The sequence below is a fragment of the Alteromonas sp. ABM1_013 genome, assembly GCF_056160505.1.
This window is the reverse complement of record NZ_JBSWXH010000004.1, coordinates 213,085-226,386: the sequence shown is the minus strand read 5'-3', so window position 1 is coordinate 226,386 and position 13,302 is coordinate 213,085. Positions and strand designations below refer to the sequence as shown.

Below are 13,302 nucleotides of genomic sequence, written 5' to 3'. Positions count from 1 at the left end.
TTTATTTTCTTAAGGTGCAAGCCTTGTTTCTATCTCAGCCCATTCTCTGCGATTTTAGACGACTAAGAAAGTGTTTTTGCTGGCTCAGCCTTCTATTAGTGCTTTAACGTTCGCTAAGGTATCTGCTTCATTAGCGGGCTTGTCCCAACGAATTCGATGGATACGGGGAAAGCGCAGCGCGACCCCTGATTTGTGCCTTGACGAAGGGTGTACAGCGTCAAAAGCCACTTCAAGTACCAGCTCTTTTTTCACTTCTCTTACCGGGCCAAACCGCCCCACGGCGTTGCGTCTTACCCAGTTATCTAGTTTTTTGAGTTCTTCATCGGTGAACCCGGAATAGGCTTTTCCGATAGGCAGAAGCTGACTGTCTTCCCAAGCGCCGAACGTGTAGTCAGAGTAAAAGCTGGAACGCTTGCCGTGCCCTCGCTGTGCATACATCATTACCGCATCCACAACCAGCGGATCGCGCTTCCATTTAAACCACTGGCCCTTAGGCCTGCCAGGTACATATTTACTATCTAAGCGCTTTATCATCAGCCCTTCTACCGCACGATTCTGGCATACTTGGGCGTGAAGCTGGCGCAAAGTTTCAGGGGAAGTGGCATTAAGTGTTTCAGAAAGAAACAAGCGGCTGTTATTCGTTTTGCTAAACCATTCTTCAAGGGCATCGCGCCTTGCTTTTAGTGTTTTATCGGTTAGATCTTCACCATTAAGCACTAAAGCATCGTAAACGATTAGTCCAACCGGGGAGGAAGACTGTAGCGCTTTACTCGGTTTCTTTTTATTAAGGCGCTGCTGAAGGGCATTAAAGGTATCCACGTCTGGCTTTGTGGCGGATGAAGCCTGTTTACCGCTTTTATCACTACTGGTGCGTTGACTAGCCGCACTTTGGGCAGTCGATTCTTCAGATTGATGAAAGCCATGTTCTGCATTATGGATAACCAGTAGCTCTCCATCTAGCACCATATTACCGCTTACAGACTCAAGCAGATCAGGAAATGAGTGGCTGATATCATCGCCAGTACGAGAAAAAAGAGCTTTTTCAGGTTCATCGCCATCGACCTTACTATCTTTCTGAGTCTTATCATCAACAGTTTTATTCGACTTAACAACAAGCTGCACGCGAATGCCATCATACTTGTTCTCAATTTGCCAAGCGTCTTTGGTGAAAGCGTCGATATCGCCATCTTCAATGGGGTGAGAAAGCATAACTGGATGAAATGTGACGGCATTTTCAATATCAGGCTTGTCAGCTTTTCCTTCTAGCCAGCTAAGCATATCAACGTAAGGAGGAGTAACCGCATGCCACAGTGTTTCTATTTCTTTGATGTCTTTATTGCCATAGTCGGCCAATATTTGTTTTATGGAGCGAGCCGACACACCTATACGTAACCCCCGAGTGCCCAACTTTAGCAACGCCCAGCGCTGCACAGGTGTCATTATTGTTAGGTAATGGGCTAGCGTCTCAGAAACTTTCTGTTTACTGACCGAAGCGAACGTTTCTACCACTTCGGTTAGCGTGGGTAGCGAATCTGTTGGCTCGCTATAGGGCCATAAATGGGCTACGGTTTCACTAACCTCACCCACATAATCATAGCTCATGGCAAAAAGCTCAGGGTCGGTATGTTCAGTAATGAGCTTTTTTACCGTATTGCGCTTAAAAAAGTCGAACCGCAATGTACCTGCCATAGCAGCAATTGCCCAGCCTCGGTCAGGGTCTGGTGTATTGGCTATGTAGTTAGCTATAAGCTGCGCTTTGGCTTTGTTTCCAGCCGTGAAATACAGCTGTTCAAGTAAGTGACTGAATGCTTCCACTAATCGCCTCCTTGCTCTTCTTCATCATAACCGACTAGCGATAGCGCTCTGGCTTTAAACCCCATTTTTTCTGCCTGATACATTAGCGCATCTTCTCTGCCGTGGGTTACCCACACTTCTTTCGGATTGACTTCTTCAATGGTTTGCAGCAATTCAGGCCAGTCGCAATGATCAGAGATAATAAGCGGTAGCTCGGCATTTTTTTGCTTAGCGCGAGCGCGAATCTGCATCCATCCAGATGCCACAACAGGGCGTACGTTAGGCAAGCTTCGCGACCACCTATCGGCAAGTGCCGAAGGGGGCGCAATGACTATCTCACCGGCTAAGGACTTTTTATCTGCAACCTCAGACACTGGAATCAACTCACCTAAGTCTATTCCTAATTGCTTGTATAGGTCACACAGTTTTAGCTGCGCACCATGTAAGTAGATGGGTTTGGTGTAGCCTGCTTCTCGCAGCGCTAGTATAACCCGTTGACATTTACCCAATGCATACGCGCCTACAAGATGGCATCGCTCGGGAAACACGCGTAATGAGTGAAGGAGCTTTTCAATTTCATGTTCAATAGGCGGGTGCTTAAAGATGGGAAGCCCAAAGGTGGCTTCGGTTATTAATACATCGCAGGGGACAACTTTAAAGGGCGGGCAAGTAGGATCGTGACGGCGCTTATAATCACCGGACACCACAACGCGGTAGCCTGCATATTCAATAAGAATTTGTGTAGAGCCCAGAATATGGCCAGCAGGATAGAACGTGGCTTTTACATCGTTAAAATTAATGCTTTCACCCATTGCTATAGCGTGCTGATGAATAGCCATATCTTCACCGTAACGGGTTTGCATAATAGCTAGTGTTTCTAAGCTTGCGAACACACTGTTATGACCTGCCCGTGCATGGTCAGCGTGGCCGTGTGTGACAAGCGCGGTGGCGACTTCATTCATTGGGTCGATGTAGAACTCACCGGGCTCGCAATAAAGGCCAGTATCGTCAGCTTTTAACCAGGTTGATGGGTGCACTACTCATAGTCCTGCCAAATCAGAGAATGCTTTTTACTACGTATTTAACCCCCTGAATCGACCACTTGGGTCGCACTCACTATTGGTTCAACCCACATTCATCTATCAAATTTGGCTTGGGCTATGATACTGACAAAAGCCAATTAAGCTCGGCTACTTTGCAAGGTGCTTTCAGGTTCTAGACAGTTGCGCCAATATGCTATAGGACCAGGCTCTACCTGGTCCTTTTGCTTTAATCGGATTTATATAACTTCTTTTAGTAAAGATGTTAGCTATAAGGTTTTATTTGCCTCTGTCGCCAACTCTTGCTCTTCTACCAAACCGTCATCTTGCTTGCTTTGTTGCTTCTTATAAAAACTGCGCAGATACAGTGTTCTCCATGCCGCTTCAAATGGCCCTTGTTCAAAATGCTTAGTTATAAAATTCGCCAGCAACAATTGAATTGCTGTGAGCGCAAGGGTAATTAACATCAAATCGAGCAGCGTCACGGTATAGGCAAAGTCGGGATAGTAAGCGGGCATAATCACACGAAACAACACAGCTAGAACAATAGATTGCGTTAGGTAGAGGGTAAACGCTACCTTGCCGCAGTTAATAAGTGACTGATACCACCAAGTGGTTGTATTTTTCACCTTGATTAACAGGTGTGCGTAGGCAAAAGCACAGAAAATTGCTGGGATACTGGTAAACATGGGAATAACATCCGACGTTACTTGCTCAAATATCAACTGAGGTATAACCGTAACGACAGATGTGGCTATGGCAATTATAGACACTTTCAAAAATACAGTAGATGAAAACCCAACGCTAAAGAAACCACTTCTATAAAGATAGGCACCAAACATCATAAGCCCCATCGACTGCCATAGCATGGTAAAAGGTGCTGCAATAACGGTAGCAAGAACAAAAGAAGCTTGAACCCCAATTTGGAACAAATAACTACTTTGCCATTGTGTAACCTCTTCGGCGTAAGCTTCGCTAGACCTAAATGGAAGTGCGCCACCGTAGTCGTATCCAAGCGTAAGCACTATGCCAAAAACAAGCATAATGATGCTTCCCACGACTAAATATTTAACGCTTTTTGTGCGAAGCGCTTCTTGGTCTAACGTTAAGTGTTTTAGTACAAAGTAGGCGCAAAAACTGTAATAAAGCAGTATGTCTCCGCCAAATACGAACACACCATGTATTAACCCAAATAAAAATAGCCATTTAAGCCGAGATTTAGAAAAGTCTAAAAAGTTGTGCCCACGCTTTTGGCAAGCGTCGAATTGAATAGCTAAACCTGCTCCAAACAACAGGCAAAATAAGGTGCGAAATCTGCCATCTAAGAAAAGCGCGCTAAGTGTCGAGATAATCTCATCTGATAAAAGTGGCTCTTCAAAAAACGCGTAGCCGGTGTGAAAGTTTTGATGGTATGCAATGTTTAAAAACAAAATGCCAAGGATTGCTAAACCTCTAATGGCATCTATGGATTGAATTCGCATTTACGTTCCCTGTAATCATATTTTGTAGTTTAACGAGTGTAGTGTACTCGTTTTCGAAGTGTCGATAATTAAAGTGTATCCGAATATTAACTATTGCTAATAACCTTAATCCACTAATAAATAAAAAGTACAGGAGGTACTTATTTTTTCAAGAAAGCCATATTGCGCTGAGTTTTGGCGCTGAGTTTTGGCGTTGAGCTTTGACGATTATTGCAAAGGTAATAGTAAGGTGTTGGCGTATATAAACTTAACTAAAGAATTGGCGTATAAAGCGGAAAAGGCATAACAGATACTGTAAATGACATTACTTCCCTGCGCTTTCTCTAAGTGGTTTAAGCAAAAAGGCTGGCAACTACGTGATTATCAACAGACCATGTTGGTGGAAAAAGATAAACATGACTGTACGTTACTGATAGCACCGACAGGGGCGGGTAAAACCTTGTCAGGTTTTCTGCCAAGTTTGGTAGAGCTTAGTGAGTTAAATGAATCAGCTGAAAACAAGGGTAATCAGAGTGGGTTTAATGGTTTGCATACCCTGTACATTTCACCACTTAAAGCGTTAACCCAAGATATTCATCGCAATCTGTTACAGCCTATTGAAGAAATGTCGTTGCCTATCACCGCGGAAACCCGCACCGGCGATACACCCTCTCATAAGCGTCAGCGGCAGCGTAAAAAGCCGCCTAATATTCTACTTACTACCCCCGAATCCCTTATGCTGATGTTGAGCTACGCCGATGCCGATAAGCTTTTCGGCAAGCTAAAACGCGTGATAATCGATGAAACCCACAGCTTAATGGCTAATAAACGCGGCGACTTTTTATCTCTTGCCTTAGCGCGATTAAGCGTTCTTTCTCCAAGCTGCAAACGCATAGGCCTGTCAGCGACCGTGGCATTTCCTGAAACTTTGGGCGCGTGGCTGGCAGGCAGTGACAGCTTTGCCAATATCATTAAAGTAAAAGCGGGGGAGAAGCCAAAAGTTGAGATGCTGCATTCTAAAGCGCGTATGCCTTTTGGCGGTTTTATGGCCCGTTACGCCATTGATGATATCTATGAGGCCATAGAAAATGCACAGACCACGCTGGTTTTTGTCAATACACGAGCCCAGTCCGAGCTTCTATTTCAAATGTTGTGGGAAGCAAATAAAGCTGCGCTTCCCATAGCGCTTTATCACGGCAGTTTGAGCAAAGAGCAAAGGCGCAAAACCGAAGCCATGATGGCAAGCGGCATGCTAAGAGCCATTGTGTGTACTTCTGCGTTAGAGTTAGGTATCGACTGGGGTGACGTGGATAAGGTTATTCAAGTTGGCGCACCGAAAGGTGTGAGCCGATTGCTGCAGCGTATAGGGCGAGCGAACCACAGGTTAGATGAACCTAGCGAAGCGCTGCTTGTTCCGGCAAATCGTTTTGAAGCGCTGGAATGCCAAGCGGCCATTACTGCTATAGAAAAAGGTGAGCTTGATGGCGAAAGCCCTCTGCCGGGCGCCCTAGATATCATTCCACAGTTCATCTTGAACTGTTTATGTAGCAAAGCTGATAGCCCAGATGCCTTGTATCAAGAGATACTTACCGCCACGCCTTATCAAGGGTTAGATAGAGACGATTTCGATAAGCTGTGGCGCTTTACCCAAGACGGAGGCAGTGCCCTTAATGCTTATGAACGATACCAGCGTTTAACACGAAATGACGATGGCACTTTTGCGCCTGCAAATCGGCGAGTTATACAAAGACACAGGCAAAACATAGGCACAATTGTTGAGGCAGGACGACTCAAAGTAAAGCGCATTAGAAGAGGGAATCAGGGCAAAATTATCGGTGAAGTAGAAGAATATTTCGCCCAGCAGTTAACGCCCGGAGATACCTTTTATTTTGGCGGAGAAGTACTGCGCTTTGAAGCAATCCGCGACATGCAGCTTCACGCCAAGCCAGCAAAAGCAAAAGAGCCTAAAATACCCAGCTACGCGGGTGGGCAAATGCCGCTATCTACTTATTTGGCGGAAGGCGTTCGAGCAATTCTGGCTACTCAGAAATCATGGAAAGCACTGCCCGCACAGGTACAAGAATGGCTCAAGCTTCAGCAGGCGTTTTCTCAGTTACCTAGCCCTGAAAAGGTGTTGGTGGAGCAGTTTCCATTTAGGCAGGCGCACTACACCTTGTACTACACATTCGACGGTCGCAAAGCGAACCAAACCTTAGGTATGTTGTTAACGCGGCGAATGGAAAAAATGGGCATAAAGCCACTGAGCTTTAGTGTGACTGATTACGGGTTATCGGTAGCATCAGTGAACGCCATCACACAAGGGCAGTTACAACAGCTGTTTCAGCCTGATATTCTAGGCGACGAGCTAGAAGATTGGATGCTACAAGCGCCTATGCTAAAGCGTTCGTTCAGGCAAGTAGCGGTAGTTAGCGGGTTGACCGAACAGCGTTATCACGCCAGTCAAAAAACCATGAAGCAAGTAACGTTTTCTACCGACCTTATTTACGATACATTGCGTGAGCACGACCGTGACCACATATTACTTAAAGTAGCTCGGGCTGATGCTGAGCGTGAGCTTCTCGACTTACGGCGACTCGCTAACTTACTTATTCGGTATGTAGATTCAGCGACATTAGTGAACCTTGAAAAACCGTCGCCCATGGCTATTCCTATAGTGCTTGATGTGCGTAGTGAACAAGTAAAAGGCGCTGGCGCACAGGCCATTATCGAGCAAGCTAACTTATACGCCGAAGCTGAAACTATGTTAGATGAAGTACGCGCACTACTCTCAGGGACTAGCATTGAATAGGGTGGGGTTAAACAGAATATTCAAACTTCGCTTTTTTATATTAATGATATACCTCACGCCAGATGCTTTACTTAACAAACATTTGCGGTAAGTCCGTTGAATAGGAAAGCTTAATAGTATTTCGCTAAATAAACGTGCAGCGTTACCGAGGTACTAAAACTCACAAATGAAAAGAGCAAGAGGATAATTTGGCAATAACCGACGCGTGGCTGACTGAAAAAGTCAGTCAGCGCCATATCACTATTACGAAATATGCAGACTACTTGTGGTTATTAGACGCACGTGGTGTGGCATATTTACCCGCATGCGACTGGCTGATTGTGTCTGATCTTCACTTAGAAAAAGGCAGCTATTTACGCAGCTATGCGAACCCCATACCTAGCTTAGACTCCACCGCCACACTTAAACGCTTAAAAAGCATTATTGATGATTACCAGCCTAAACGAGTAATCAGCCTAGGGGATAGCTTTCACGACAAGCATAGCATGTCCCGAATGACCAATGATGACCGTCAGCACTTATGCAGGCTTGTCGATAAAGTGAAAGAGTGGATGTGGGTTGAAGGCAACCATGACCCAGATTTACCTGAAGGCATTCCAGGCACGCCATGTTTTGAAGTAGTGCTAGATAATATGGTATTCAGGCATGAGCCGGAATTAAACGAAAAGCGAGCGCAAGTTATCGGTCACTATCACCCTAAAAAGCGCACGACTATTTCTCGACGCCGATACTCAGGCAAGTGCTTTACTAACAACGAAAACGTATTTGTGATGCCAGCCTTCGGGCAGTTCACCGGCGGATTAGACATAGACGAAGACGTAATGCTAACGCTTCTTCCCAAGACTACCCGTCATGTTTTCATGCTCTGTGACGGCATTATCTTCAAAATATAGCACACCAAAAATGGGGTCAGAGTCAGCGGGGCATTTGGACTTTGACCTCTCTTATAAAAGCCGAAGTAAACAGTGAGGGGGTCAGAGTCCTGACTCTGACCCCCTCATTTTTTAAGCCTAGTTTAGTGCGCTGAGTTCCCATATACTTTTTCAACTGAACAAAAAAGGAACAAGAAAATGTATCGATTCGGAATTGTCGGCGCAGGCATGATTGCGGATTTTCACGCTAAGGCCATCCACACTATTCCCAATGCAGAACTAACAGGGATTTATTCACGTTCAATTGATAAAGCGAATGCGTTCTCTAAAAAGCATAGCTGTAAACCTTACGACGACTATACGTCGTTTATAACGTCTCCTGATATTGACATCATTACTATATGCACGCCATCAGGCTTTCATTTAGAGCCTATATCCGCCGCCGCAAAAGCGGGCAAGCACATCATTTGTGAAAAGCCGCTGGAAGTTACAGCTGACAGAGTCGATGAAATGATTGCGGTGTGTGCTGAAAACGAAGTGATGCTTGCGGGCATTTTCCCTCGTCGGTTTAATGCATCATCACAGTTACTTAAGCAAGCTTTAGAAACAGGGCGCTTCGGCAACATTGCCATGGCAGATGCCTATATTAAATGGTGGCGAACCCAAGAGTATTATGAAAGCGGTGCCTGGCGTGGTACTTGGAAGCTTGATGGCGGTGGCGCGTTGATGAACCAGTCAATTCATACAATTGATTTACTCCTTTATGTAATGGGTGATGTAAAGTCTGTGCGAGCAGAAACCAGGCTGGTGGCCCATGATGGTATAGAAGTGGAGGATGTTGGAATTGCGATGCTAGAGTTTGAAAACGGAGCATTAGGCGTTATTCAAGGTTCAACAGCTTGCTGGTCTAAAAGCGGTCATCCGGCAGAGATACAAATCACTGGCTCTCAGGGCTCTGTTTTTATGAGTGACGACAAATTTCGAGTCTGGGAGTTTGCTGATGAAAGTGAGGAAGACGAAGAGATCAGATGCAAGTATGGGCTTTCTGAAAATGAAGCGGGAGCTGGAGCGGCTGATCCATCCGCTATCGATTTCGTGTGGCATCAGAGAAACTTCGAAGATGTATTAAATGCCCTTGATAACGGCACCAAGCCGCTTGTGGATGGATTTGAAGGGCGTAGATCGATTGCGCTACTAAACGCTATTTATCGCTCAGCGAAAAACGGCGGTGAAAAAGAAATGGTGTAAAAATGGGGTCAGAGTCAGCAGGACATTTGGACTTTGGCCTTTCTTATAAAAGCCGAAGTAAACAGTGAGGGGGTCAGAGAGCTGACTCTGACCCCTTTGTTTGGGTTAGTCGCGCCAGCGCTTGGTTAGTTCGTCGTAGGCGTCTATGCGGCGGTCGCGGAAATAAGGCCAAATGCGCTTAACTTGTTCGGTACGTTCCATATCAAGCTCTACTGTTAGCGTAGTTTCACCATCAGCTTCGGCTTTTGCCAAAATCTCACCTTGCGGGCCTGCTACAAAGCTTTGTCCCCAAAACTGAATGCCTGGGTCACCTTCAACAGGTGACGCTTCAAAGCCAGTACGGTTTGCCACGATAACCGGTACCGAGTTTGCCACAGCGTGAGAACGCTGAATGGTTTCCCATGCACCGTGTTGGCGGCTACGCTCTTCTGCTGTGTCAGTTAAATCCCAGCCGATAGCCGTTGGGTAGAACAGCAAGTCTGCACCTGCCATTGCCATCAGGCGAGCTGCTTCTGGGTACCATTGATCCCAACATACCAAGACGCCAAGTTTGCCTACACTGGTCTCAATTGGTGTGAAGCCCATATCGCCCGGCGTAAAGTAAAACTTTTCGTAAAAACCAGGGTCGTCAGGAATATGCATTTTACGGTATTTGCCCGCAATTTCTTTACTGCGGTCAAACACGACTGCGGTGTTGTGATACAAACCTGAGCCGCGTTTTTCAAAAAGCGACGTCACTAAAACGATATTGTGTTTTTCGGCTAGCTCACCAAAAAAGTCTGTCGCTGGACCTGGTATTGGTTCAGCCAAATCAAAGGCGTCAGTATCTTCTTGTTGGCAAAAATACAGGGTACTGTGCAGTTCTTGTAGCAGAATACACTCGCAGCCCTCAGCCGCTAATTTCGCAATTTGCTCGGCACTTTTATTCCAGTTCGTTGCTTTATCGTTATCGGCAACGGCCTGTTGTACCAGACCCACTTTTAGCTTAGCTGGGCGCATGTAATGACACTCCTTTCTTTAAGGTGGTGATAATCGAATCTTTTAACGTATCTGTGGGTACTTGCATAGAAATACAATGCAAGCTGCCGTATTGTCTTACGAGTACACTACAATCAATTGGTTCAACAATATGATTGGGGTGTGCTTTTTGCACAGTCTCGATGGCTTCAGCATCTTCTTTTTCACCATACACAGGCAACAAAATCGCGTTATTACAAATCAAGTAATTTGCGTACGATGCCGGCAAGCGATCTCCTTCATCGTTTACTATATGAGGCAGCGGTAAATGAAATTGTTTATGTTCAGGCAATTCAAGGGCGCACTCGTCACATAACGCCTTCAAACCTTCGAAGTGATTATCATTAGGGCGGTTGTTACACGCCTGAACTACTAAGCCTTTATTCGGGGTAAAGCGCACTAGGGTGTCAATATGGCCATCTGTATCATCGCCTTCTAAATGCCCATGCTGCAATATGGTGACCTTACTGCAGCCCAGCATATCTTTAAAGGTATCTTCGTAAGCGCTTAGCGACATATCTCCGTTGCGTTCAGGGTTTAGTAGGCACTGAGCAGTACTTAATAGGTGCCCGTTTTCATCAATCTCTAACGCACCGCCTTCTGCCACAATAGGGCTGCTGCGCAGCGCAGAATTGCACATGGCGGCGAGGTAACGCTGATTGACAAGGTTATCTTCTGAAGCGTTGAACTTGTTACCCCAACCGTTGAAACGAAATTCTACGGGCGAGCCGTTACCTTCACTGTCTTTACACGTGATAAAGCTGTAGTCGCGCATCCAAGTATCATTAAAGGATGCAGGAACAATAAGCACTCGGGCATTTTCGGGTAAACGGGGCTTAAGATCAGCAACGTCACTTGGCGCGCATAATAAAATGACACCCGCGTTATTGCGGTTCACTGCTGCAATCACATTCAGGTAGGTTGCTCTTGCTTCTTCCAACCATGGAGCCCAATCGGTTTGTGCATGTGGCCATGCCAACATAACAGCATCAATGTCGTGCCATTCAGGCGCCATAATACGGTTGCCGTTCATAGTAGAAATCCAAGTCGCTTTAAAATAGGGAGTGGATTATAGCCATGCCGCAGTACCAGACCAAGGCTAATGGCGATGAAATTAATTGGCGGTGACGATTAATTTAAACCACCTAAAACGTAAGCCTAGCTTAAAGGCTATAATTTCACTTTAAATGTCGCCCACCATTAAGGTGAAGTGTTTGGCCTGTCACGTAGTCGCTGTCAAATAGATAACGCATGGCTTTAACAGCCTCTTGGGCACCCGGTACTATTTCGAGTAGCGACTTCTTCACTGCTTTTTGTTTATAAGCTTCATCGTCACCTTCATTAAACATGAGTAGAGCCGGTGCAATACTATTCACTTTCACCTTTGGGGCCAGCTTTTTTGCAAAAGACAAAGTGAGATTATGCAACGCAGCTTTACTCGCCGCGTAAGCCATATGCTTTTCACTGCCGGTATCTTGCACATAATCAGTCATGTGAATAATGTCAGCTTGTTCTTCACAACCGCACAGCGCTTCTTCTAATGCTAAATTAATGCGATAGGGAACAACCGCATGAATCATCATCATGCGTTCAATTAAGTGTTGCTTATTACCATTATCTTTCTCTTGAGCCCAATCTGATGCATTGTGAATGATCCCTCGATAGGTTTTACTGATTGCCTTAATCTCATCAATTGCTCGATCAATAGCCGCCTCAGTGCTAAAATCCGCCTGTAAGACTGTTGCACCTTTTTCTTCAAGCATTGCAATACTTGAGCGATGCGTTCGATAAGTCACAACAACGCGATGACCTTGTTCGAGTAAACTTTCGGCCATCGCTAAGCCCAATCGTTGGCTGGCGCCTGTTATCAGTACAGGTGAGTTCAAGATAGTGTCCTTCTTTTCTAAGAGGTAACAGTTTTATTATTCCGTGCTAAATGCACGTGTGGTAGCAACAACATTAAATAAAAGTCATGTTGTCGTATAACCGAACTTTTACGAGTTGAAAGGCGTATCAGTTCAAAAAAAGCAGTAACAACGGATAAAGCAATGTTAGCAAAAGAAGCGGTAATTGTGCGTGATGCACTAGACCCCTCTATATCAGAGCCGGCACAACGTGTACGTGAAGCATTAGAATCCAAGGGTTTAGAAACGCCTATGGTGGCTAATGGTCTTTCTGACGAACAAAAGCGCCAACGAATTGAAAGTGCTATGCGTGACGTAATGGACACGCTTGGACTTGACCTTACTGATGACAGCTTGTGCGACACGCCTAGCCGTATTGCCAAAATGTACGTCAATGAGATTTTTGGAGGCTTGGATTACCGCAAGTTCCCTAAGATTACTGCTATTGAAAACAAAATGCAGATAGACCAGCCTGTTCAAGTATCTGACATTAGCTTAACAAGTACCTGTGAGCATCACTTTGTAACCATTGATGGCACAGCCACAGTATCTTACATACCTAAAGATACGGTGATAGGTCTTTCAAAAATAAACCGTCTTGTAGGCTTCTTTGCTCAACGTCCTCAGGTACAAGAGCGTTTAACGCAGCAGGTGTTAGTTGCACTGCAAACCTTGACGAATACAGAAGATGTTGCTGTAAGTATCAACGCTACGCACTATTGCGTAAAAGCGAGAGGAATTCGAGATACTAATTCCTACACGAAGACGTCAGCGTTAGGTGGCCGTTTCTTAACAGACAGCGAATTGAAACGAGAGTTTTTCCGTTAAGCAAGTCGGGAAAGGCTTCACTGATAAACTAGAAAAGCCGCTTTTTAAAGCGGCTTTTTCGTAGATACCTAGCATGATTTCTTACTTGAAAAGGTGTTCGCTATCTAAAGCGTCAACAACAAGATTAATTCGGCCACCAATACCATCGGCGGGAATAAGACTGAGTACTTTGTTACAACAACCACAAGACTCATGTTGTTCGAGGTACATGTCTCGAGATGCGTTTAGTTGAAAATCATTAATTGCGCCGCAATAGGGGCACATGTATTCCAATGCTTTAACACTTTGCATAGCTTTATCCGTTACCATGTTTTACATATCCATATGACG

Annotated in this window: 11 protein-coding genes; 4 read left to right on the top strand and 7 right to left on the bottom strand. The window is 45.3% G+C overall.

The genetic code is table 11. The features are described 5' to 3' along the window. Positions 1-84: 84 nt before the first annotated feature. The 3 genes from ACXAGK_RS12890 to ACXAGK_RS12880 all read right to left on the bottom strand — a co-directional run bounded on the left by ACXAGK_RS12890 (position 85) and on the right by ACXAGK_RS12880 (position 4,315). Positions 85-1,815: a cisplatin damage response ATP-dependent DNA ligase gene (locus ACXAGK_RS12890; protein ID WP_474856536.1), complete on the bottom strand. Its 1,731-nt coding sequence runs from the start codon at positions 1,813-1,815 to the stop codon at positions 85-87. Next, on the bottom strand, positions 1,815-2,831 hold the full coding sequence (locus ACXAGK_RS12885; RefSeq protein ID WP_474856535.1) for a ligase-associated DNA damage response exonuclease: 1,017 nt from the start codon (positions 2,829-2,831) through the stop codon (positions 1,815-1,817). The genes ACXAGK_RS12890 and ACXAGK_RS12885 overlap by 1 nt, the downstream gene beginning before the upstream one ends. A gap of 272 nt (positions 2,832-3,103) precedes the next feature. Then, the gene (locus ACXAGK_RS12880; protein WP_474856534.1) at positions 3,104-4,315 is read right to left on the bottom strand and encodes a DUF418 domain-containing protein; all 1,212 of its coding nucleotides are present in this window, start codon (positions 4,313-4,315) and stop codon (positions 3,104-3,106) included. A 298-nt stretch (positions 4,316-4,613) separates the two neighbouring features. Here ACXAGK_RS12880 and ACXAGK_RS12875 point away from each other — a divergent pair, with 298 nt between their 5' ends. The 3 genes from ACXAGK_RS12875 to ACXAGK_RS12865 all read left to right on the top strand — a co-directional run bounded on the left by ACXAGK_RS12875 (position 4,614) and on the right by ACXAGK_RS12865 (position 9,223). Then, positions 4,614-7,103, top strand: coding sequence for a ligase-associated DNA damage response DEXH box helicase (locus ACXAGK_RS12875; RefSeq protein WP_474856533.1), 2,490 nt, complete (start codon positions 4,614-4,616; stop codon positions 7,101-7,103). A gap of 188 nt (positions 7,104-7,291) precedes the next feature. Beyond that, a complete protein-coding gene (gene pdeM, locus ACXAGK_RS12870) occupies positions 7,292-7,996 on the top strand; it encodes a ligase-associated DNA damage response endonuclease PdeM (protein WP_474856532.1) in 705 nt (234 codons plus the stop codon). Between the two features lie 177 nt (positions 7,997-8,173). Then, on the top strand, positions 8,174-9,223 hold the full coding sequence (locus tag ACXAGK_RS12865; RefSeq protein ID WP_474856531.1) for a Gfo/Idh/MocA family protein: 1,050 nt from the start codon (positions 8,174-8,176) through the stop codon (positions 9,221-9,223). 105 nt (positions 9,224-9,328) lie between these two features. On the opposite strand, the gene ACXAGK_RS12860 is transcribed toward ACXAGK_RS12865, so the two are convergent. The 3 genes from ACXAGK_RS12860 to folM form a co-directional block, all read right to left on the bottom strand. Beyond that, entirely contained in the window at positions 9,329-10,222 is an 894-nt protein-coding gene (locus tag ACXAGK_RS12860; protein WP_474856530.1) for a carbon-nitrogen hydrolase, read from the bottom strand. Beyond that, positions 10,209-11,273 carry an agmatine deiminase family protein gene (locus ACXAGK_RS12855; protein WP_474856529.1) on the bottom strand — a complete coding sequence of 355 codons (1,065 nt, stop codon included), beginning with the start codon at positions 11,271-11,273 and terminating at the stop codon, positions 10,209-10,211. Before ACXAGK_RS12855 ends, ACXAGK_RS12860 begins: the two co-directional genes overlap by 14 nt. Before the next feature lie 145 nt (positions 11,274-11,418). After that, a complete protein-coding gene (gene folM, locus ACXAGK_RS12850) occupies positions 11,419-12,126 on the bottom strand; it encodes a dihydromonapterin reductase (protein ID WP_474856528.1) in 708 nt (235 codons plus the stop codon). A gap of 162 nt (positions 12,127-12,288) precedes the next feature. On the opposite strand from folM, the gene folE reads away from it, so the two are divergent. Further along, entirely contained in the window at positions 12,289-12,972 is a 684-nt protein-coding gene (folE, locus tag ACXAGK_RS12845) for a GTP cyclohydrolase I FolE (protein WP_474856527.1), read from the top strand. An 81-nt stretch (positions 12,973-13,053) separates the two neighbouring features. Here the strand turns inward: folE and ACXAGK_RS12840 are convergent, their stop codons facing one another. Continuing rightward, a complete protein-coding gene (locus ACXAGK_RS12840; protein WP_474856526.1) occupies positions 13,054-13,281 on the bottom strand; it encodes a hypothetical protein in 228 nt (75 codons plus the stop codon). Positions 13,282-13,302: the final 21 nt, after the last annotated feature.

What these genes read in the sequence shown, in the direction of transcription:
- ACXAGK_RS12840 (WP_474856526.1), bottom strand. Translation starts at nt 13,281, where the DNA reads ATGGTAACGGATAAAGCTATGCAAAGTGTTAAAGCATTGGAATACATG.
- ACXAGK_RS12855 (WP_474856529.1), bottom strand. Translation starts at nt 11,273, where the DNA reads ATGAACGGCAACCGTATTATGGCGCCTGAATGGCACGACATTGATGCT.
- folE (WP_474856527.1), top strand. Translation starts at nt 12,289, where the DNA reads ATGTTAGCAAAAGAAGCGGTAATTGTGCGTGATGCACTAGACCCCTCT.
- ACXAGK_RS12875 (WP_474856533.1), top strand. Translation starts at nt 4,614, where the DNA reads ATGACATTACTTCCCTGCGCTTTCTCTAAGTGGTTTAAGCAAAAAGGC.
- ACXAGK_RS12865 (WP_474856531.1), top strand. Translation starts at nt 8,174, where the DNA reads ATGTATCGATTCGGAATTGTCGGCGCAGGCATGATTGCGGATTTTCAC.
- ACXAGK_RS12880 (WP_474856534.1), bottom strand. Translation starts at nt 4,315, where the DNA reads ATGCGAATTCAATCCATAGATGCCATTAGAGGTTTAGCAATCCTTGGC.
- ACXAGK_RS12860 (WP_474856530.1), bottom strand. Translation starts at nt 10,222, where the DNA reads ATGCGCCCAGCTAAGCTAAAAGTGGGTCTGGTACAACAGGCCGTTGCC.